The organism is Pseudomonas sp. Leaf127 (genome assembly GCF_001423155.1).
GTDB lineage: Bacteria > Pseudomonadota > Gammaproteobacteria > Pseudomonadales > Pseudomonadaceae > Aquipseudomonas > Aquipseudomonas ovata.
This window is the reverse complement of record NZ_LMOA01000004.1, coordinates 67,642-90,231: the sequence shown is the minus strand read 5'-3', so window position 1 is coordinate 90,231 and position 22,590 is coordinate 67,642. Positions and strand designations below refer to the sequence as shown.

The window sequence follows — 22,590 nt, the reverse complement described above, 5'->3', positions numbered from 1 at the left end:
GTTCAGACCTCGACCCAGCGGCGCAGCAGGTTGTGATAGCTGCCGGTCAGTTGTACCAGCGCCGGGTGGTCCGGTACATCGCGGGCCAGTTGTTGGATGGCGCTGTCCATTTCGAACAGCAGGGCGCGCTGGCTGTCTTCGCGCACCAGGCTCTGGGTCCAGAAAAACGAAGCCAGGCGGGTGCCACGGGTCACGGCATTGACCTTGTGCAGGCTGGTGCCGGGGTACAGCACCATGTCGCCGGCCGGGAGCTTGACGCTTTGCGTGCCGTAGGTGTCCTGGATGACCAGTTCGCCGCCGTCGTAGTCGTCCGGGTCGCTGAAAAACAGCGTGGCCGACAGGTCGGTGCGCACCCGCTCGGCGCTGCCCTTGACCTGGCGCACGGCGTTGTCGATGTGAAATTCGAAGTGGCCACCGGCGGTGTAGCAGTTGATCAACGGCGGGAACACCTTGTGCGGCAGGGCCGCCGACATGAAGGTCGGGTTGCTCCACAGCCGTTCGATCATGGCCGCACCGATTTCCCGGGTCAGCGCATGGTCCTCGGGCAATTGCAGGTTGTGCTTGGCCTTGGCCGACTGGTAGCCGGCGGTCAGCTTGCCATCGGCCCAGTCGGTCTGCTCCAGCGCCTGGCGGATGCGCAGGACTTCATCGCGGGTAAACAAGCCAGGAATATGCAGGAGCATGGCGCAGCACCGGTGTGACGGAAGGTGGCGAATGGTAGTGATTCTTATTGAATGTGTACAACCTCAAATCGATGACGTGAGCCATATCGGCATGAAGGTTATGTGAAGGCCAAGTGTAAAAAGTGTAAAAAAGTCGCAAATGTTATGAATTCTCAATTGCTTATAGAATTTGTTTGCAATATGTTTCGCGCTTCAATTCCTGGGGGAGGGAATCACGATGTCGCGCCAACCATTACACACCACTTTGGGTTCATCACCGTCACTGGCCTCGGCCGTCGGTGTCGCCATCGCGGCCTTGTCGGCCGGGTCCATGGCGCATGCCGACGAGCAGAGCGTCACGCTGGGCGCCACCAGCATCACCGGCGAGCAGGCCGATACCGCCTACAAGGCTGAAGACTCGGCCTCGAAAAAGTACACGGCACCCCTGCGTGACACGCCCAAGAGCGTGACGGTGATTGCCCAGCAAGTGATTCGTGACACCGGCGCGACCTCGTTGACCGACGCCCTGCGCACCACGCCAGGCATTACCTTTGGCGCGGGTGAAGGCGGCAACCCGAACGCCGACCGGCCGATCATTCGCGGTTTCAACGCCGAGAGCGATATGTTCGTCGACGGCATGCGCGATGTCGCCGCCCAGAGCCGGGAAATCTTCAATATCGAATCGGTCGAAGTCAGCAAGGGGCCGGGCTCGGCCTTTACCGGCGCCGGCTCCACCGGTGGCAGCCTGAACCTGATCACCAAGGGCGCCCACCTGGGTAACGCCTACAACGGCGGCTATGCCTTCGGGTCTGATCAGACCCAGCGCTACACCCTGGACCTCAACCAGCAGGTGGGCGACACCTCGGCCGTACGCCTGAACCTGATGAAGCACGACGCCAATGTGGCCGGGCGTGACAACGTCGATGTCGGCCGCTGGGGCGTGGCGCCTTCGTTCGCCTTTGGCCTGGGCACTGACACGCGGGTCAAGGTCGACTACTACCACCTGGAAACCGACGACATGCCGGACTACGGCATCCCGTTGACCCTCACCCCCGGACGCAGCAAGTACGTGGTCGACAAGCCGGTCAGCGTCGACAAGAGCAACTTCTACGGCCTGACCGGCCGCGATTACCGCGAAAGCACCAACGACAGCGGCACCGTGCGCATCGAGCACGATTTCAATGACAACCTGACGCTGTCCAACAGCCTGCGCCTGTCGCGCTCGACGCTCGACTACATCGTCACCAACCCGGACGACAGCCGTGGCAACGTCGCCAACGGCACTGTGTCGCGCTCGGCCAAGAGCCGCAACTCGACTTCCAGCGGCTTCGTCAACCAGACCGACCTGACCGCGAAGTTCGACACCGGTGCGATCAGCCACAGCCTGGTCAGCGGCCTGGAGTTCACCTACCAGGACACCCACAACCGCGCCTACAACATTCTCAATGCGTCCGGCGGCGCCATCGCCAGCCTGTGCTCGGCGGCGCTGCTCAGCTCTGGCGATTGCACCAGCCTGTCCAGCCCTTCGCCCAAGGATGCCTGGAACGGCGTGATCAGCGACAGCGTGGCCTACACCGATACCGACACCAAGACCGGTGCGGCCTATGTGTTCGACACCCTGACGTTCAATGAGCAGTGGTCGCTGAACCTGGGCCTGCGCTACGACCACTACGACACGCGCTCCAGCGGGTTCGCAGCGGCGCGCGGCACCACCCCAGGCGGCACGTTCGACCGGCAGAAGACCACTGAACTGTGGAACTACCAGTTGGGCGTGGTCTACAAGCCGTTGCCCAATGGCAGCATTTACGCGGCGTTGTCGACGTCGAGCAACCCGTCGGGTGAAACCAGCGGCAACGGCGGGCTGGAGCTGGCGCTCAACAACGCCGACCTCGACCCGGAAAAGAACCGCAACTATGAAATCGGCACCAAGTGGGACCTGTTCAATGACAACCTGGCGCTGACCGCCGCGCTGTTCCGCACCGACAAGACCAACGCGCGCATCACCGACCCGGACAACACCACCTACCAGGCGCTCGATGGCGAACAGCGCGTGCAGGGCGTCGAGTTCACCTACGCCGGCAACCTCAGCAGTCGCTGGAAAGTCTATGGCGGCTACACCTACATGGAGAGCGAACTGGTCAAGACCACACTGGCCGCCGACCAGGGCAACCATATGCCGAGCACGCCGCGCAACAGCTTCAACCTGTGGAGCACCTATGAACTGGTGCCCAGGCTGGTCATCGGCGGTGGTGCCACCTATGTGGGCTCGCGCTTCGGCAACGAGGCCAACTCCATCGAGGTGCCGTCCTACTGGCGCTACGACGCCATGGCCAGCTACGCGCTGACCAAAAACGTCGACCTGCAACTCAATGTGCAGAACCTGACCGACAAGCGCTATTTCGACCAGGTGTTCCAGACCCACTACGCCCACGTGGCGGCAGGCCGCACCGCGTTGATGAGTGCCAATTTCCACTTTTGACCGGTGATACTCGCAAAGCCCTGCCTATGGTTATAGGCAGGGCTTTTTTGCGAGATGAGAATTAATAACAGTTAGCGCATAATGCGCGCCGCAATGGGCCAGCGAGGTGGCGGTGGTGTTCAAGAAAATCCTGTTTCAAGTGCACTGGTTCTTCGGCATCACCGCAGGCCTGGTGCTGGCGCTGATGGGCGTGACCGGCGCGCTGTATTCCTTCGAGGAAGAAATCCTCGATGCCCTCAACCCCGAGGTATTGCTGGTCGAACGGCGCGCAGCCACCTTGCCGCCAGCGGAACTGGTCAGCAAGTTGCAGGCGGCCACCGGCATGACCGTGGCCATCCTGCGTGTCGAAACCACCAGCAACCGGGTGGCCCAGGTCTATTTCCAGCCCAAGCCGGGTGAACGGCGCGGCCCCAAGCGCAATTTCGACCCCTACACCGGCGAGTTGCGCGGCGATGGCGTGGGCGAGGGCTTCTTTGACTTTGTCCTGAGCCTGCACCGTTTCCTGGCCTCCGGGCAGACCGGTCGCCAGATCACCGGCGCCTGCACCCTGATGCTGCTGTTTTTCTGCCTGTCGGGTCTGTACCTGCGCTGGCCGCGCAAGCCGCTGGACTGGCGGGTGTGGCTGACCATGGACTGGGCGAAAAAGGGCCGCAGCTTCAATTGGGACCTGCACTCGGTCTTCGGTACCTGGTGTTTGCTGGCGTACCTGCTGTTTGCGGTCACCGGCCTGATGTGGTCCTACCAATGGTGGAACGACGGCATGACCCGCCTGCTCGGCGACCCGCCCCCGGCCGGTGCCCAGCAACGCACCGGTGGCGCCGGTGGCCCTGGCGGCAAGCCGGCCCAGGCGCCCAGGCCGTTGGTGGTCGACTACGACGCGGTGTGGGCGAGCATTCGCGACACCGCAGGGCCCGACCTGGCCGGCTACAACCTGCGCCTGCCCGGCGCCGGCGGGCAACCGGCCACGGTGTTCTACCTGCTCAAGGATTCACCGCACCCGCGCGCGCTGAACATCATCAACCTGGACCCGGCCACCGGCACCATTAACAGTGTGGCGCGCTATGCCGACAAAAGCCTGGGCGCACAACTGCTGACCAGCAACTACGCCTTGCACGTGGGCAGCTACTTCGGCCTGCCAGGGCGCATCATCATGCTGGTGGCCGCGCTCTTGATGCCGCTGTTCTTCATCACCGGCTGGCTGCTGTACCTGGACCGGCGGCGCAAGAAACGTGACATCCGGCAGGCCCGCAGTGGACTGGCGACCGGCAGCGGTGACGGCGCCGACGCCTGGCTGGTGGGGTTTGCCAGCCAGAGCGGCTTTGCCGAACAGATGGCCTGGCAGACCGCCGGGCAATTGCAGGCCGCCGGCCTGCCGGTGCGCGTGCAGCGCCTGGGCGAGCTGAGCGAGCAGGACCTGCAGCAAAGCCGTAACGCGGTGTTCGTGCTCAGTACCTTCGGTGACGGCGAGGCCCCCGACAGCGCCCGCGGCTTCGAGCGCAAGCTGCTCGGCCAGCCACTGGCCCTGGCGCACCTCAACTATGCGGTGCTGGCCCTGGGCGACCGTCAGTACCCGCACTTTTGTGCCTTCGCCCAGCGTGTGCATGGCTGGCTGGTCGAGCGCGGCGGGCAGTCGCTGTTCGCCCCGATCGAAGTCGACAACGCCGACCCGGCTGCCTTGCAACACTGGCAGCAGCAACTGGGCCGGGCCACCGGCAGCACGCCGACAGCGGTCTGGCAGGCACCGGTGTTCGAGCGCTGGACCTTGGGCCGTCGCGCATGGCTCAACCCCGGCAGCAGCGGCTCGAAAGTCTTCATGCTCGACCTGAGCGCGCCAAATGCCACGACCTGGCAGGCCGGTGACCTGGTGGAAATCCTGCCGCGCAACAGCGACGCGGTGTTGCTGCGCCTGCTCGACGGGCTGGGCCTGACCGGTGCCGAACGGGTCAGCATCGACGGCCTGGAAGAAAGCCTGTTGCAGGCCCTGGCCAGCCGCCAGTTGCCGCAGCACCGGGCGCATCTGGTCGGCCTGCATGCCCAGGCGCTGGTCGATGTCATGGTGCCGCTGGCCGCCCGCGAATATTCGATTGCCTCGGTCCCGGCCGATGGCTGCCTGCAGCTGATCGTGCGCCAGGAACTCCACTGCGATGGCGGACTGGGCGTGGGCTCCGGCTGGCTGACTGAATACCTGCCGGTCGACGATGCGGTCAGCCTGCGGGTGCGTCGCAACAGCGGCTTCCACCTGCCGGCTGAACCGGTGCCGCTGATCCTGCTGGGCAACGGCACCGGTCTGGCCGGCCTGCGCAGCCTGCTCAAGGCGCGCATCGAACAAGGGCAGCACCGTAACTGGCTGCTGTTCGGCGAGCGTCAGCGGGCGCATGATTTTTATTGCGGTGATGAACTGCAAGGCTGGCTGGACAACGGCCAGCTCAGCCGCCTGGACCTGGCGTTTTCCCGCGATCAGGAACACAAGGTCTACGTCCAGGACCGGCTGCGCGACGCCCGCGACGAGCTGCGCGCCTGGCTGGCCGAAGGGGCTGCGATCTACATCTGCGGCAGCCTGCAAGGCATGGCCGCCGGCGTCGACCAGGTGCTCACCGAACTGCTCGGCGAACAGGCCGTGAGCGAACTGATCGAACAAGGGCGCTACAAGCGCGATGTCTACTGACCCACAATGCGTGCAGGACGGTTTGTAGGAGCGCGCTTGCCCGCGACCGAGTGCGCAGCGCTCGCAAATTCTCGGAAACGCTGAAAATTTACGACTGCTGACGCAGCCGGTCGCGGGCAAGCGCGCTCCTACAAAGCGGGTGTTGGCTGTGCGCTAGAACGTGTAGCGGGCCCCCGCGCCGGCGTACCACGAGCGGCCCGGGGCCGATTCGTAATAGCGGCCGTTGCTGTCGCCGACGATCACCGAGCCGACGTACTGGCGGTCCGTCAGGTTGTCCAGGCGCACCAGTTGATGAAAGGTCCAGGGCCCGACGTTTTGTTCCAGGCGGGTGCGCCAGTTGAACACCGTGTAGCCGGGTGCGGCCTTGTCCTGGTTGCTGTCCTCGACATACACCTGGCTGCGGTACTGGCCTTCCAGTCCCATGCTGATGCCTTGTACCGGACGCCAGACCAGTTCGCCGAACAGGCTGCTGCCGGGCACGCCAGGCAGGTGGTTGCCCTTGTCGATGGTCCGGTTGTTGGCCGTGAAATCCTGGTCGTAGGTCGCTTGCAGGCGGGTATAGGCCAGGGTGGCTTCCCACTGTTCGCTCAATTGGGTTTGCACGCCCAGCTCGAAACCCCGGCGCAGGGTCTTGCCGGCGTTCTGGTAGCTGGTGCGCCCGTCGGTGGCGCTGCCCACTACGATTTCATCATCGGTGCGAATCTCGAAGACTGCCGCATTGAGGCGGGTATTGCCTGCCACCCTGGCCTTCAGGCCGAGCTCGTACTGGGTGCTGGTGGCCGGCGACAGGCCGAAGTTGAAGCTTTCCACCACGCCCGGCGCGTAGGCCATCTCGGCCTGGGTCGGCGTCTCGAAGCCCTTGCCGGCACTGATATAGCCATGCAGGTCCGGTGTGAAGGCGTACATCACTGACAGTGACGGCGTGTTGCGCTGGTACTTCTTCGAGCCGCTGGAATCGCCGTTGGCCAGGTAGCGGTCATCCACGTCCATGTCCATGGTGCTGTGGCGCAGGCCGGCATCGAAGGTCCAGTTGTCGAGAATCCAGCGCGCCTGCACATACGGGTCCAGGCTGGTGGCGGTGTCGATCTCGTCGCGGCGCAGCTCACCCTTCACGCCCAGTTGAGTGCCGCTGAAATTCTGAAAGCCACGCCGGTCGTCGCGGCTGCGGTCGTAGTCGACGCCGGTGGTGACGGTCAACTCGCCGGGTACGCCCTGGATCGGCTGGATCCAGCGCAGGGTGCCGCCATGAAACTCACGGTCGAAGTCGACCACGCCGCCGCCGCGCTGGCTGTTGGAGGCCACGGTGCGCGGGATCGACAAGTACTGCACCACGCTGCGCCGGCCGGCATACAGGTTGAACTGCAAGGTGGCGTCGCCCACGCTGCGCTCGTAGTTCATGCCCACCTGCTGGTGGTCGATGCTCTTGCGCGTGTTGTAGGTCTCGGCCACCGCCGCCACCGAACGCGGGTCGTTCTTGTAGCCTTCCCAGGTCTGGCCCAGCGGGTCCTGGGTGCCGTTCTGTTCCAGGCTGCTGTAAATCAGCGCCAGCCGGCTGTCTTCATCGGGCTTGACGTGCACCTTGGCGAAAGTCTGGTCGCGCCGGGCACTGCTGTGGTCGCGGTAGCCGTCGGTGTCCAGGCGCGAGGCATCGACGAGAAAGCCGGCCTGCGCGTTGCCGCCTTCGGCTGACAGGCGGTTCTTGCGATAGCCGTCGCTGCCGAAGGTGGTGTCGGCGCTGACCGTGCCCGGGCCCTCACCGTCGCGGGTGAACATCTGGATCACGCCGCCGGCATTGCTGCCATAAATCGTCGAGGTCGGGCCGCGCAGCACTTCGATACGGTCGGCCACGTCCAGGTTCAGGGTCGCCGCCTGGCCCTGGCCGTCCGGGGTACTGGCCGGAATGCCGTCGCTGAGCAATTTCAGGCCACGGATGCCGAACGCCGAGCGTGCGCCATAGCCACGCGAGGAAATCTGCAGGTCCTGCGCATAGTTCTGGCGGTTCTGCACCACCAGCCCTGGCACGCGCGGCAGCACTTCGGAGAGGTTGACGCCCAGTTGGCCGTCCTGGATCTGCTGCAGTTGTACGGTGTCCACCGAGAACGGCAGGTCGAAGCCCGACACCGGGGCATAGCTGCCGGTGATGACCAGCGGAGTGAAGATCTCGTAGGTTGAAGCCTGGCCATTTGCAGCAGGGCTGTCGTCGGCCTGGACCAGGGTGCCGGCACCCAGGCCCAGCACCAGCGCGTGGATCTGCAAGGCGAGGGTGCCGGGGGCGAATCGATAAGGCATGCGGACCTCTCAGGATGAACGAAAACACAAACGCCGCGCCGGGGCAGGGGGGCGGGCGGATGCGCAAAAGGCGGTATGAAGACAATAGGGTGCCTCTAAAAACGTAGGCGAGGCAGTCAGTGCAAGGCAAAAACAGGCGAGGGAGCGGAGTTTACGGGTTGTAAATGAGCATTCCGAGCCTGTTTTTAACGCAGCAATGACAACGCAGGTAGTTTTTAGAGGTGCCCAATAGACGGTTCAGAAGGTGCATGGCCGCGGTATTGCGAGGCGCAGATCACGCATAGGCCAGACATCTGGCCCTCTCTCGTAGGAGCGACCAACGGTCGCGAAGACTGATGGCCAGACACCAGAATGTGATGCCCTGACCCAACCTCTTGCTCGCGGCCATAAACGGCGTGGCCCGCCCCGAAGGACGGGCCGAAGGCTTTACGGCAGGGCGTAGGCCACCACGTAGTCACCGCGCTGCTTGGCCTGGCGGGCGCCGCCGGCGGTGATGACCACGTACTGCTTGCCGGTTTTCGGCGAGACGTAGGTCATCGGGCCGCCCTGGCTGCCGACCGGCAGACGGGCTTTCCAGACTTCTTCGCCGTTGGCGCTGTTGAAGGCGCGCAGGTAGAAGTCCTGGGTGCCGGCGATGAAGATCAGGCCGCCCTGGGTCGACAGGGTGCCGCCCAGGGTCGGCAGGCCGATCTTGATCGGCAGGCCCATGGCGATGCCCAGGGGACCTGTGTCTTCAACGGTGCCCACCGGCACTTGCCAGGCGATCTTCTGGGTCTTCATGTCGATGGCGGTCAACGTGCCGTAGGGTGGTGCCTGGCACGGAATGCCGGCCAGCGACAGGAAGCGGTTCTTGTTCACCGCATACGGGGTGCCCTTGAGCGGCACCGCGCCCATGCCCGTGTTGATCGCTTCGCCACCGGCGGCGGCCTTGCCCTGGTTCTGCGAGGCAATCATCTCGACCCACAGGCCCAGGCGCATGTCGTTGACGAAAATGAAGCCATGCACCGGGTCGGTGGACAACCCGCCCCAGTTCAGGCCACCCAGCGAGCCTGGAAAGCTCAGCGAGCGGTCAGTGCCTGGCGTGGTGTACAGGCCGTCATAGCGCATCTTCTTGAAGTCGATGCGGCACAAAAGCTGGTCATACGGGGTGGCGCCCCACATGTCCGACTCGGTCAGTTGCTGGGCGCCGATCTGCGGCATGCCCACCGATTTGGGCTGGGTCGGCGAGTACGGCTCGTTGGGGATGTTGCCAGCCTTGACCGGCACTTCGTCGACCTGGGTCAGCGGTTTGCCGGTGGCGCGGTCGAGCACGTAGATCTGCCCGGCCTTGGTGCCGATCACCAGCGCCGGGACCGATTGGCCGTCGGGTCTGGTGAAATCGATCAGGCTCGGCTGCATCGGCAGGTCGAAGTCCCACAGGTCATTATGTACCGTCTGGTACACCCACTTTTCTGTGCCGCTGCTGGCGTCCAGCGCCAGGATCGAGGCGCCATAGGTATGGTCCAGTTGGCTGCGCTCGACGCCGTAGAGGTCGGTGGACGAGCTGCCCATTGGCAGGAACACGGTGTTCATGGCCGGATCGTAGGACATCGGCGCCCAGCTGTTGGGCGTGCTGCGCACATAGGTCTTGCCGTCGACCGGGGCCTGACGGTCTTGCGGGTTGCCAGGGTCGAAGGCCCAGCGCATTTGCCCGGTCATCACGTCAAAGCCCCGGATCACGCCGCCGGGCATGTCGGTCTGGACGTTATCGGCCACGCGTCCGCCCACTACCACGGTGGTGCCGGCCATCAGCGGCGCCGAGGACAACTGGTAGTGCGAGTCCGGCACATTGCCCAGGCCGGCTTTCAGGTCGACCTGGCCGTTGACGCCAAAGCCTTCGCAGAACGCGCCGGTGTCGGCATCGACCGCGATCAGGCGGGCATCGATGGTATTGGTCAGCAGGCGACGCTGGCAGTTGCCGGCCGGTACGCTGGCTGGAATCACCGGCGAGCTGCCAGGCCCGGCGGGCGCGGCGATCGGGGCGGTGGCGTCGAAATAGGCCAGGCCACGGCAGCGTTGCCACACGCCGGACTGGGCGTTGATTTCGTTCTTCCACAGCGCTTTGCCGGTGTCGGCATCCAGCGCAATGATGTTGTTGTGCGGGGTGCAGATGAACACCTTGCTGCCGATCTGCAACGGGGTGAGCTGGTCTTCGGCACCGTTGCCGTTGCTGACCGCGACGTCACCGGTGCGGTAGGTCCAGGCCACCTTGAGCTTATCGACGTTGCCGCGATTGATCTGGTCCAGCGCCGCGAAACGGCTGCCGCCTTCGGTGTTGCCGTAGTGTGCCCAGTCTTTCTGCGCGTTGGCCGGGTCCACCGGCGTCAGGCCGGGACCGGTGCCGGTCGGGGCAACGCTGGGGTGGGCGACGAACATGTTGCCAACGGCAATCACCAGTGCGATGGCCAGCACGCCGGCCAGGCCATACGGCGCTTTGCTCGGTGCAGCACCGCTGGCACGGGCCAGTTGCGGGTAGACCAGCAGCACGGCCAGGCCTACGGCACTGAACATGAACAGGCGCGAGAACAGCGGCCAGAACTGCAGGCCGACATCGGCCAGCGCCCAGGCGGCAGTGCCCAGCAGGAAGGCGCCGAACAGCCAGGCGCCGGCGGTGCGGCGTGCCGCGATCAGCACGCCGGAAACGGCCATGACCAGACCGCCAATGAGGAAATACCAGCTGCCACCGACACGCACCAGCGTGAAACCGTTGGCAGCCAGCACCAGGCCAAGCAGAACAATGATGATCCCCAGGCCCGACAGGATGAACCTGGCGACCCCGGACAGTGGTTGTCGATGTGTCATTTTGAAGCACCCATAGTGGAATCGGGCGATTATAAACCCAGGAATTAACCGTTTGGTTAATTCTTTCGCCCGGATACCTGGATCCCCGGTAGGAGCGCGCTTGCCGGGATGCCGGACCACCGCGACCGAGTGCGTAGCGCTCGCAAATTCTCGGAAACGCTGAAAATTTACGACTGCTGACGCAGCCGGTCGCCGGCAAGCGGGCTCCTACCGGGTCCCATGTCTGCTACGCGGCAGCGGGTGATTTCCCACAGGTGCCAAGATGCCTGCCTCAGCCGGCGACGAACTGTTCGGCGTAATGACACGCCACCTGCCGGCGATCTACCTCGCGCAGGGCCGGCACCTCGCTGGCGCAGCGCGGCGTCGCGTACGGGCAGCGCTTGTGAAAGGCGCAGCCACTCGGCGGGTCGAGGGGGTTGGGCAGTTCGCCGACGATCTTGATCTTCGGCTTCAGCGGGTCGGGGTGGATGGTCGGGGTCGCCGACAGCAGCGCCTGGGTATAAGGGTGCAGTGGACGTTCGTAAATAGCCTCCTTGGGCCCCATTTCCGCCGGCCGCCCCAGGTACATCACCAGTACCGTGTCGGCCACATGGCGCACCACCGAGAGGTTGTGCGAGATGAACACATAGGCGGTGTTGAACTCCTGCTGCAGGTCCATGAACAGGTTCAGCACCTGGGCCTGGATCGACACGTCCAGCGCCGAGGTCGGCTCATCGGCCACCAATACCTTGGGTTGCAGCATCATGGCCCGGGCCAGGGCGATGCGCTGGCGCTGGCCGCCAGAGAACATGTGCGGGTAGCGCTGGTAATGCTCGGGGCGCAGGCCGACCTGGCTCATCATCGCCTGGACCTTTTCGCGGCGCTCGGCACGGCTCAGGTCGGTATTGATCAGCAGTGGCTCGCCCAACTGGTCGCCGATCTTCTGCCGCGGGTTGAGCGAGGCGTACGGGCTCTGGAACACCATCTGCACGTCCTTGCGCAGTTGCTTGCGTTCGGCCTTGCTGGCGCCGGTGACTTCCTGCCCGGCAATCTGCAACGAGCCCGACGAGGGCTCTTCGATCAGGGTCAGGGCCCGGGCCAGGGTGGACTTGCCGCAGCCGGACTCGCCGACCACCGCCAGGGTCTTGCCGGCCTCCAGTTCGAACGACACGCCGTTCAGGGCGCGCACGGTGGCGTGGCCCTTGAACAGGCCACGGGAGACTTCATAGTGACGGGTCAGGTCGCGGGCAGTCAGTACGACGCTCATTACGCCACCTCCTGGTTCAAGGGATAGAAACAACGCGCCAGGCTATGCGCCTTGGGGTCCAGCGCCGGGCGCTGGACACGGCAGTTGTCGCGCACGTACGGGCAGCGCGGCGACAGCAGGCAGCCCATCGGGCGGTCGTAGCGGCCCGGCACCATGCCCGGCAAGGTGGCCAGGCGCTCGGCGCCCATGCTGTGTTCTGGAATCGCCGCCAGCAGCGCTTCGCTGTACGGGTGCGCCGGCACCTCGAACAGGCCCGGCACCTGGCCGACTTCCACCGCTTGTCCGGCGTACATCACGCAGACCCGCTGCGCGGTCTCGGCGACCACCGCCAGGTCGTGGGTGATCAGCACCAGGGCCATGTTCTGTTCTTTCTGCAGGCTCAGCAGCAGTTCCATGATCTGCGCCTGGATGGTCACGTCCAGTGCGGTGGTCGGTTCGTCGGCGATCAGCAGCTTGGGTTCGCCGGCAATCGCCATGGCAATTGCCACCCGCTGGCTCATGCCGCCGGACAATTGATGCGGGTAAGCGTCCAGGCGCTGGGCGGCGCCGGGAATCTCGACCTTTTCCAGCAGCTCCAGCGCGCGCTGGCGTGCGGCCTTGCCGGACAACCCCAGGTGCTGGCGCAGCACCTCGATGATCTGGTAGCCCACGGTGTAGCTGGGGTTCAGCGCGGTCATCGGGTCCTGGAACACCATGGCCAGGTCCTTGCCGATGATCTTGCGCCGCTGCCGGGCATTGAGTTTCAGCAGCTCGTGGCCGTCGAAGTTCAGCGCATCGGCCTGGATGATGCCGGGGTGCTCGATCAGGCCCATCAGCGCCATCATGGTCACCGATTTACCCGAGCCGGACTCGCCGACAATGGCCAGCACCTCGCCCTTGTCGACGCTCAGCGACAGGCCATCGACCACCGGCACCGTCTTGGCATCGCCGAAACGCACCGAGAGATTACGAATTTCAAGCAAAGACATGGGAATCTCCTCAGGCGGCGTTCTTGAGTTTCGGGTCCAGCGCATCGCGCAGGCCGTCGCCCATCAGGTTGATTGCCAGCACGCTGAGCAAAATGGTCAGGCCGGGCAGGCTGACCACCCACCAGGCGCGTTCGATGTAGTCGCGCGCCGAGGCGAGCATGGTGCCCCACTCCGGCGTCGGCGGTTGCACGCCCAGGCCCAGGAAGCCCAGCGCGGCGGCGTCGAGGATCGCCGAAGAAAAACTCAAGGTGGCCTGCACGATCAGCGGCGCCATGCAGTTGGGCAGCACGGTCACGAACATCAACCGGGGCAGGGTGGCGCCGGCCAGTCGGGCGGCGGTCACGTAGTCGCGGTTCAGCTCGCCCATCACCGCGGCACGGGTCAGGCGCACATAGGACGGCAGGGACACGATGGCGATGGCAATCACGGTGTTGATCAGGCCAGGGCCGAGGATGGCGACGATGGCCACGGCCAGCAGCAGCGAGGGCAGGGCCAGCATGATGTCCATCAGGCGCATCACGGTGGGACCGAGCAGGCGCGGGAAGAACCCGGCCAGCAGGCCCAGCAGGATGCCGGGGATCAACGACATGACCACCGACGACAGGCCGATCAGCAGCGACAGGCGTGAGCCGTGGATCAGGCGCGACAGCAGGTCGCGGCCCAACTCGTCGGTGCCGAGGAGGAATTGCCACTGACCGCCTTCGAGCCAGGCCGGCGGCGTCAGCAGAAAGTCGCGGTATTGCTCGCTGGGGTCATGCGGCGCCACCCAGGGCGCGAACAGCGCGCAGAACACAATGATGATCATGAATACAAGGCCGGCTACCGCGCCCTTGTTCTTGGCAAAGGCCTGCCAGAATTCCTTGGCCGGCGACGGGTAGAGCAGGCTTTGATCGACTGCTACCGCAGGAGTGTTATCGCTCATGGGAATGATCTCAGCGCTGATGGCGAATACGAGGGTTGGCAAGGCCGTAGAGAATATCCACGACGAAGTTGACCAGAATGACCAGGCAGGCGATCAGCAGGATGCCGTTCTGCACCACCGGATAGTCCCGGGCGCCGATGGCTTCGATCAGCCACTTGCCGATGCCGGGCCAGGAAAAGATGGTCTCGGTCAGCACCGCGCCGGCCAGCAGTGCGCCGACCTGCAGACCGAACACAGTCAGCACCGGGATCAGTGCATTGCGCAGCCCGTGGATAAACACCACCCGTGCCGGCGACAGCCCCTTGGCCCTGGCGGTGCGCACGTAGTCTTCACGCAGCACTTCGAGCATCGAAGAGCGGGTCATGCGCGCGATCACCGCCAGCGGAATGGTGCCCAGCACGATGGCCGGCAGGATCAAGTGGTGCAGCGCATCAAGGAACGCGCCCGGCTCGTCGCTGAGCAAGGTGTCGATGAGCATGAAGCCGGTGACCGGCGGGATGTCATACAGCAGGTCGATGCGCCCGGACACCGGGGTCCAGCCCAGGCTCACCGAGAAGAACATGATCAGGATCAGGCCCCACCAGAAGATCGGCATCGAATAGCCGGCCAGCGAGATGCCCATGACCCCATGATCGAACAGCGACCCTCGCTTGAGCGCCGCGGTGACCCCGGCCAGCAGGCCCAGTACCCCGGCGAACAGCAAGGCCGCCAGCGACAGCTCCAGCGTGGCCGGGAACAGCGACAGGAACTCGGTCCAGACGCTTTCCCGGGTGCGCAGCGACTCACCGAGATCGCCCTGGGCGAGCTTGCCGATATAGTCCAGGTACTGCGCATACAGAGGCTTGTTCAGGCCCAGGCGCTCCATGGCCTGGGCGTGCATTTCCGGGTCGACCCGGCGCTCGCCCATCATCACTTCCACCGGGTCGCCCGGAATCAGGCGAATCAGGGCGAAGGTCAACAGGGTGATGCCGAAAAAGGTGGGGATCAGCAACCCCACCCGGCGGGCAATAAAACTCAACATTATGTGGTGATCCTCATCGGCCTTCAGGCAAGCCGCCCGGCACCCTCGTGGGGGCTGGCGGTGTTGTTTACTTCACGCTCGTGGTCGAGAAGTTGTTATTGATCAGCGGGCTGACATGAAAGCCTTCGACGTTGTGGCGCCTGGCAATGAACAGCTTGGGGTACGCCAGGCTGATCCAGGGTCGCTCCTGGATAAACACCTGCTGTGCCTGCTTATAGAGGGCGGCGCGTGCCGCAGGTTCGCTCGTGCTGCGGGCCAGATTAATCGCTGCGTCGAAGGCTGCATTGCACCAGCGTGCGTAGTTTTCGCCGTTGCGTGCCGCCTCGCACCCCAGGTTGGGGGTCAGGAAGTTGTCCGGGTCACCGTTGTCGCCGGCCCAGCCGGCAAACACCATGTCGTGCTCGCCGCGCTTGGCACGCCGGAGCATCTCCGCCCATTCCATGACGCGAATATCCACTTTGAGGCCGATCCTGGCCAGGTCCGCCTGCAGCATCTGCGCACCCAGCAACGGATTGGGGTTGGTGACCGCGCCGCCATTGCGGGTGAACAGGGTCAGCACCTGGCCTTCGGGCACCCCCGCCTGTCTGATCAACGTACGGGCCTGTTCAAGGTCACGCGGCGGGTCTTGCAGCGCCGGGTCATGGCCGAGCAGGGTCGGCGGGTAGGGACCGACGCCGGCGGTGGCCTTTTCAGCGCCGAACAGTGCCGCCAGATAGGCCGGCTTGTCGAACGCCAGGTTGATGGCCTGGCGTACACGCACATCGGAGAGCCAGGGCCTTGAGGTATTGAGCGCCACGTAGCTGGTCATCAGGCCTTCAAGCTCGTCGATGGCCAGTTGCGGGTCGGCCTTGACCGCCTCGATGTCATCGGGCTTGGGGTACAGCGCCACCTGGCATTCATTGGCCTTGAGCTTCTGCAGGCGGGTATTGTTGTCTACCGTGATGGCAAAGACCAGGGTTTCGCTGGGTGGCGGGCCCTTGTAGTAGTCGGGGTTGGCCTTGAAGCGCACCTGGGCGTCCTTGACATAGCGGGTGAGGATGAACGGCCCGGTGCCCACCGGCCTGCTGTTGAGCCATTCGGTCTTGCCGGTCTTGAGCAACCGGTCGGCGTACTCGGCCGAATAGATCGAGGTAAACGGCATGGCCAGGTCGCGCAGGAACGGCGCTTCGGCCCGGGTCAGGGTGAAGCGCACAGTGGCGTCGTCCAGTTTCTCGATGCTTTTGAGCAGGGTGCGAAAGCCCATACTTTCAAAGTACGGAAAACCCACCGAGGACAATCGGTGCCACGGGTGGGCCGGGTCCAGCTGGCGCTGGAAACTCCAGAGCACGTCGTCGGCATTCATCTCACGGCTGGGAGTGAAGTCGGGTGTGGTCTGGAACTTCACCCCGCGGCGCAGGTGAAAGGTGTACACCCGGCCATCGTCACTGATGTCCCAGCGCTCGGCCAGCCCCGGCACCGGGTCGGCGGTGCCGGGTGTAAAGGCGACCAGCCGCTCCAGCACCGTCTCGGCCGAAGCATCGGCGCTGACCGCCGTGGTGTACTGCACGATGTCGAAGCCTTCGGGGCTCGCCTCGGTGCACACCACCAGTGGCTTGGCCATCAGCGTCGCGCTGGCGCACAGCAGTACCCCGACCAGAGGTCCATGCAGATACGTCGGTTTCAAGGTGGTTACTCCTGTGAGGACCTCAGTCCTTGAGGCTCACGCCGGAAAAGTTATTGCGCCCGAACGGGCTGACCCGGAAGCCTTCGACGTTGGCCCGCAAGGGCTGGCTGACGGTCGAATGGGCAATGGGCGTGATCGGCACCTGTTGCTTGAGGTAGCGCTGCGCCTGCTGGTACAGGTCGGTGCGCTGGCCCTTGTCGGTGGTGGCGATGGCCGCCTTGACCAGCCGGTCGTACTGCGCGTCGCACCACATCGAGTAATTATTGCCGCCAATCGCCGCGCAGCTGTAGAGCGTGCCCAGCCAGTTGTCGGGATCGCCATTGTCGCCGGTCCAGCCGATCAGCGAGATGTCGTGCTCGCCGTTTTTGGTGCGCTTGAGGTACTCGCCCCACTCATAGCTGACGATCTTCACCTTCAGGCCGACCCTGGCCCAGTCGGCCTGGAGCATTTCGGCCATCAGCCTGGCATTGGGGTTGTACGGGCGCTGCACCGGCATGGCCCACAGGTTCAGCTCGGTGCCTTCCTTGACCCCGGCGGCGCGCAGCAGCTCGCGGGCCTTGTCCGGGTCGAACGGTGCATCCTGAAGGCTGGTGTCATAGGACCACTGGCTGGGCGGCATGGCATTGACGGCCTTCTGGCCTGCGCCCTGATACACCGCGTCAATGATCGCCTGCTTGTTGACCGCCATGTCCAGCGCCTGGCGCACCTGCAGGTTGTCCAGCGGTGCATGGCGTACGTTGTAGGCGATATAGCCCAGGTTGTAGCCGGGGCTTTCGATCACCTGCAGTTGCGGATCGGCCTTCAGGCCCGGCACATCGGCGGGACGGGGGTGCAGGGTGACCTGGCATTCGTTCTTGCGCAGCTTTTGCAGGCGCACCGAGGCGTCAGTGTTGATGGCGAAGATCAACTGGTCGAGCTTGACCTGCTCGGGCGCCCAGTAGTCCGGGTTGCCCTTGTAGCGAATCTGCGCGTCTTTCTGGTAACGCTGGAAGGTGAACGGCCCGGTGCCGATCGGTTGCTGGTTGATGTCACGCGGCTTGCCGCTGGCCATCAGTTGTCCGGCGTATTCGGCCGAGAGAATCGAGGCAAAGCTCATGGCCAGGTTCTGGATGAACGCGGCATCGACAGTGTTGAGGGTAAAGACCACGGTCAGCGGGCCGGTCTTTTCCACCGAGCGGATCTTTTTGTCCAGGCCCATGCCGGTGAAGTATGGAAACTCGGCCGGGTAGGCGACCCGGAACGGATGGTCGGCCTTGAGCATGCGGTTGAAGGTGAACACCACGTCGTCGGCGTTGAAATCGCGGCTGGGGGTGAACACTTTGTTACTGTGGAACTTCACCCCTTCACGCAAATGAAAGGTATAGGTCAGGCCGTCGGCCGACACGTCCCAGGACGTGGCCAGGGCCGGCACGGCCACGGTGCCGCCCGGCTCGAATTCGGCCAGGCGGTTGTACAAAGGCTGGGCGGCGTCGTTATCGGTGGCCGAGGTGTATTGTGCGGTGTCGAAACCGGCCGGGCTGGCCTCGGAGCAGAACACCAGGTTGCTGGCGGCCTGTGCAGGTGCAGCGGCCAGCAGGGCCAGGCTCAACAATGAGGTCGTTGCGAGAAGTGGGCGCATGGTAGTCCTTGTTATTCGGGGGCGCTGATCGGTCGTAGGTGATCAGGCCCTTGGTGGGCGTGCCGGGCTTGTGGCCAAGCGCGCGACAGCCGGCAACTGTATGTCAGTCGCAGGCTGCGGTATGTCGGTCTAATGGCTGAAAATGTCGTAGGAAAAGTCCTGAAAGCGGCGGCGGCGCTCATCGCAGCACCGCCCCACGGCAATTTATTTCACCCCGACGCCATAGAAGGAGTTCAGGCCCAGCGGGCTGATCTTGAAGTCCTGGACCGAGCTGCGCATCGGCTGGTAGACCGTCGAGTGCGCGATAGGCGTGATCGGCAACGCCTCCTTGAGCAGGTGTTGCGCCTGCTTGTACAGCTCGGTGCGTCTGGCCTGGTCCGGGGTGGCCTTGGCTTCCTTGATCAACGCGTCGTAGGGCTTGTCGCACCACTTCGAATAGTTGTTGCCGTTGACCGCATCGCAGCCGTACAGGGTGCCCAGCCAGTTGTCCGGGTCACCGTTGTCGCCGCTCCAGCCGATCAGCATGGCGCCGATCTCGCCTTCCTTGGCGCGCTTGATGTACTCACCCCACTCGTAGCTGACGATCTTGGCGTTGATGCCGATCTTCTTCCAGTCGGCCTGGATCATCTCGGCCATCAGGCGGGCATTGGGGTTGTACGGACGCTGCACCGGCATGGCCCACAGGGTGATCTCGGTGCCTTCCTTGATGCCGGCTTCCTTGAGCAGGGCCTTGGCCTTGTCCGCATCGTAAGGGGCGTCCTTGATGGTGTCGTCGTAGGACCACTGGGTCGGCGGCATGGCGTTGGTGGCCAGCTGGCCGGCGCCCTGGTAGACCGAGTCGATGATCTGCTGCTTGTGCACCGACATGTCCAGCGCCTGGCGCACTTTCAGCTGCGCCAGCGGGTTGGGCTGGTCGCTGCCCTTGACCTTGTCCATGACGTTGTAGGCGATGTAGCCGAGGTTGAAACCGGCCTGTTCGGGCATCTGCAGGTTCTTGTCGGCCTTGAGCGGCTCAAGATCCGCCGGGCGCGGGTAGGCGGTGATCTGGCACTCGTTGCGCTTGAGCTTCTGCATGCGCACCGACGGGTCGGTGGTGATGGCGAAGATCAGGTTGTCCACGCGGACATCGTCAGGCGCCCAGTATTGCTTGTTGCCGGTGTAGCGGATGTTGGAGTCTTTCTGATAGCTCTTGAACACGAACGGCCCGGTGCCGATCGGCTTCATGTTGATGTCCTGGGGCTTGCCTTGCTTGAGCAACTGGTCGGCGTATTCGGCCGAGACGATCGAGGCAAAGCTCATGGCGAGGTTCTGGATGAACGCGGCGTCGACGGTGGCGAGGGTGAAGCGCACCGTGTTGTCGTCGAGCTTCTCGACCTTCTTGATGTTGGTGTCCATGCCCATGTCGGTGAAGTACGGGAACTCCGTGGGGTAGGCCTTACGGAACGGCATGTCCTTGTCGATCATGCGGTTGAAGGTGAACAGCACATCGTCGGCGTTGAAATCACGGGTGGGCTTGAAGTACGGCGTGGTGTGGAACTTCACGCCTTTGCGCAAGTGAAAGGTGTAGGTCAACAGGTCCGGGGCAATGTCCCAGCTCGTGGCCAGGCCCGGCACCACGGCGGTGCTGCCACGCTCGAACTGGCTCAGGCGGTTGTAGATCGCCTCGGCGCCGGCATCGAAGTCAGTGCCGGCCACGTACTGGGCCGAGTCGAAGCCTGCAGGGCTTGCTTCCGAGCAGAACACCAGGCTGGAAGCGGCCTGGGCGAACGGCGCGCCGGCCAGCAGGCTGGCACCGAGGAAAAACGGAACGACCGCGTGTTTGAGCATGGTGGCCTCAATTGTTGTCATTTTAGGAAGTGACCTGCCTTGTGAGCAGATCAGAAAGGGCTCCATGCAGGGTATATACCGAAAAGACAGTTTTGGCCTCAAAAGGACATCACGACGGATCGCGGGCGTACAGGAATGTCGCAACGTTGTACGAATTCGCAGAAGTTGAACGTTTGCCAGGGCTTTTTGCCATCATTATCGACGCAATTGTCCGACAATCGAGTGAGTGCCATGCACCCGATTGGAGCAGTCGTGTTTCGTTTCAACCCGCAGGGGCAACAGGCACCATCGACCCTGCCGGAGGCACGAGATCCGGGGCTCATCCACATGTGGGAGGCCCGAAATCCCGGACAACATCAATCTGGTGGGAGGCGGCTCTGCAGCGGGCGGCGATCCGATGATGAGGACAGGAAGTTGCTGCTTCCCACAGGTCTTGTGCCAGGCACGTGAGACTTTGGGCGACATCAATTCTGTGGGAGGCGGCTTGTTGCGGGCGGCGATCCGACGATGAGGCCAGCAAGGCCCATACACATGCTGCGCCTGTCCCATAGCCATCGCCGGCAAGCCGCCTCCCACAGTCTGATGCCAGGCCCGAAATTCTGGGCAACATCAATCCGGTGGGGGGCGGCTCTGCGGCGGGCGACGAACCGCCTCAGTCGGGAAACAGACACCCCGTGCGCGACTCAAGCACAGACCCCTCTGGCCAGCCCGACGGGTGACGGGATCGTGCTATTTACCCAGACTCACCCCATAGAACGGCGTCAGCCCGAACGGGCTGATCTTGAAGTCCTGCACCTCTTTGCGCATCGGCTGGAACACTCTGGAGTTGGCAATCGGGGTGATCGGCACCTGGGTCTTGAGAATCTGCTGGGCCTGTTGATACAGCTTGATGCGCTCATCCTGCGACGCCGTGATCTTGGCCTGCTGCACCAGCTTGTCGTAGGCCGGGTCGCACCATTTGGCGTAGTTGCTGCCCTTGACCGCTGCACAGCTATAAAGCACGCCCAGCCAGTTGTCCGGGTCACCATTGTCGCCGGTCCAGCCGTAGATCATGGCGTCATGCTCGCCGGCCTTGGCGCGCTTGATGTACTCGCCCCATTCATAACTGACGATATTGGCCTTGATGCCGACCTTGTCCCAGTCAGCCTGAATCATCTGCGCCGAGAGCCGGGCGTTGGGGTTGGAGGCGCGCTGCACGGTCATGGCCCACAGGTTGATGACCGTGCCTGGCGCGATGCCGGCTTCCTTGAGCAGGCGGCGGGCTTTTTCCGGGTCGTGCGGGGCGTCCTTGATGCCCGGATCGAAACCCCACTGGCCCGGCGGCAGGGCATTTTCGGCCAGTTGGCCGGCGCTGCGGTACACCGCCTTGATGATCGCCGGCTTGTCGATGGCCATGTCCAGTGCCTGGCGCACCTTGAGCTGGTCCAGCGGCGGATGGGTCACGTTATAGGCCAGGAACCCCAGGTTGAAGCCGGGCTGGCTGAGCACCTTGAGATTCGGGTCCTTGCTGATGTCTTCGATGTCCTGCGGGCGCGGGTAACCGCTGACATGGCATTCGCCGGCCTTGAGCTTTTGCAGGCGCACGGCAGCATCGGTGTTGATGGCGAAGATCAGGTTGTCGATCTTCACGTCTTCGGGTTTCCAGTAGGCGGGGTTGGCGGTGTAGCGGATCTGCGAGTCCTTCTGGTAGCGCTTGAAGACGAACGGCCCGGTACCGATCGGCTTCTGGTTCAGGTCGGCGGCCTTGCCCTGCTTGAGCAACTGGTCGGCGTACTCGGCCGACTGGATCGAGGCAAAGCTCATGGCCAGGTTCTGCACGAAGGCGGCGTCGACGTTGTTGAGGGTGAAGCGCACGCGCTGGTCGTCGAGTTTTTCGACACTTTTGATCGTGGTGTTCAGGCCCATGTCGATGAAGTAGGGCGATTCGGACGGGTAGGCCTGGCGAAACGGCTGGTTGGCATCCAGCAGGCGGTTGAAGGTGAACAGCACGTCATCGGCGTTGAAGTCGCGGCTGGGGGTGAAGTAGTCGGTGGTGTGAAACTTCACGCCCTGGCGCAGGGTGAAGGTGTAGGCCAGGCCATCGGGGCTGACCTCCCAGTCGGTGGCCAGCCCCGGCTCGACCTCGGTGCCGCCGCGCTTGAACTGGGTCAGGCGGTTGAACACGGTTTCGGCCGAGGCATCGAAATCGGTGCCGCTGGTGTACTGGCTGGGATCGAAGCCGGCCGGGCTGGCCTCGGAGCAGTACACCAGGGTGCTGGCGGCCTGGGCCATCGGGGCGCAGGCCAGCAGTGCGGCGGTCAGCAACACCGGTTGCAAGACAGTCTTGTCCATGAAGTCCCCATCGTCGGGCAGTGGAAAATGTGTCGATGGAGCATGCCGCACTGTTGGC

13 protein-coding genes are annotated in these 22,590 nt (G+C 64.0%); 2 read left to right on the top strand and 11 right to left on the bottom strand.

Annotation, left to right across the window (positions count from 1 at the left end; translation table 11 throughout):
• Nucleotides 1–2: 2 nt before the first annotated feature.
• Nucleotides 3–683, bottom strand: a complete 681-nt coding sequence (locus tag ASF84_RS05250) for a Fe2+-dependent dioxygenase (RefSeq protein WP_056835983.1) — start codon at nt 681–683, stop codon at nt 3–5.
• A 217-nt stretch (nt 684–900) separates the two neighbouring features.
• Between ASF84_RS05250 and ASF84_RS05245 the strand changes: the two genes are divergently transcribed.
• Nucleotides 901–3,141, top strand: coding sequence for a TonB-dependent receptor (locus ASF84_RS05245; RefSeq protein WP_056835981.1), 2,241 nt, complete (start codon nt 901–903; stop codon nt 3,139–3,141).
• A 115-nt stretch (nt 3,142–3,256) separates the two neighbouring features.
• Nucleotides 3,257–5,806, top strand: coding sequence for a PepSY domain-containing protein (locus ASF84_RS05240; RefSeq protein ID WP_056836077.1), 2,550 nt, complete (start codon nt 3,257–3,259; stop codon nt 5,804–5,806).
• A 153-nt stretch (nt 5,807–5,959) separates the two neighbouring features.
• Here the strand turns inward: ASF84_RS05240 and ASF84_RS05235 are convergent, their stop codons facing one another.
• The 10 genes from ASF84_RS05235 to ASF84_RS05190 all read right to left on the bottom strand — a co-directional run bounded on the left by ASF84_RS05235 (nt 5,960) and on the right by ASF84_RS05190 (nt 22,532).
• Nucleotides 5,960–8,095 carry a TonB-dependent receptor family protein gene (locus ASF84_RS05235; RefSeq protein ID WP_056835979.1) on the bottom strand — a complete coding sequence of 712 codons (2,136 nt, stop codon included), beginning with the start codon at nt 8,093–8,095 and terminating at the stop codon, nt 5,960–5,962.
• A 426-nt stretch (nt 8,096–8,521) separates the two neighbouring features.
• The gene (locus ASF84_RS05230) at nt 8,522–10,936 is read right to left on the bottom strand and encodes a glucose/quinate/shikimate family membrane-bound PQQ-dependent dehydrogenase (RefSeq protein WP_056835977.1); all 2,415 of its coding nucleotides are present in this window, start codon (nt 10,934–10,936) and stop codon (nt 8,522–8,524) included.
• 271 nt (nt 10,937–11,207) lie between these two features.
• The gene (locus ASF84_RS05225) at nt 11,208–12,182 is read right to left on the bottom strand and encodes a peptide ABC transporter ATP-binding protein (protein ID WP_056835976.1); all 975 of its coding nucleotides are present in this window, start codon (nt 12,180–12,182) and stop codon (nt 11,208–11,210) included.
• Nucleotides 12,182–13,150, bottom strand: a complete 969-nt coding sequence (locus tag ASF84_RS05220) for an ABC transporter ATP-binding protein (RefSeq protein ID WP_056835973.1) — start codon at nt 13,148–13,150, stop codon at nt 12,182–12,184. The genes ASF84_RS05225 and ASF84_RS05220 overlap by 1 nt, the downstream gene beginning before the upstream one ends.
• Before the next feature lie 10 nt (nt 13,151–13,160).
• Nucleotides 13,161–14,072 (bottom strand): ABC transporter permease subunit, encoded by a 912-nt coding sequence (locus ASF84_RS05215; protein ID WP_056835972.1) that lies wholly within the window; start codon nt 14,070–14,072, stop codon nt 13,161–13,163.
• A 10-nt stretch (nt 14,073–14,082) separates the two neighbouring features.
• Nucleotides 14,083–15,093, bottom strand: coding sequence for an ABC transporter permease subunit (locus ASF84_RS05210; protein WP_056835970.1), 1,011 nt, complete (start codon nt 15,091–15,093; stop codon nt 14,083–14,085).
• 67 nt (nt 15,094–15,160) lie between these two features.
• Nucleotides 15,161–16,741: an ABC transporter substrate-binding protein gene (locus ASF84_RS05205; protein WP_442963024.1), complete on the bottom strand. Its 1,581-nt coding sequence runs from the start codon at nt 16,739–16,741 to the stop codon at nt 15,161–15,163.
• 37 nt (nt 16,742–16,778) lie between these two features.
• A complete protein-coding gene (locus tag ASF84_RS05200) occupies nt 16,779–18,374 on the bottom strand; it encodes an ABC transporter substrate-binding protein (RefSeq protein ID WP_056835966.1) in 1,596 nt (531 codons plus the stop codon).
• Between the two features lie 204 nt (nt 18,375–18,578).
• The gene (locus tag ASF84_RS05195) at nt 18,579–20,201 is read right to left on the bottom strand and encodes an ABC transporter substrate-binding protein (RefSeq protein WP_056835964.1); all 1,623 of its coding nucleotides are present in this window, start codon (nt 20,199–20,201) and stop codon (nt 18,579–18,581) included.
• Nucleotides 20,202–20,930: 729 nt separating this feature from the next.
• Nucleotides 20,931–22,532 (bottom strand): ABC transporter substrate-binding protein, encoded by a 1,602-nt coding sequence (locus tag ASF84_RS05190; protein WP_056835962.1) that lies wholly within the window; start codon nt 22,530–22,532, stop codon nt 20,931–20,933.
• Between the last annotated feature and the right edge of the window lie 58 nt (nt 22,533–22,590).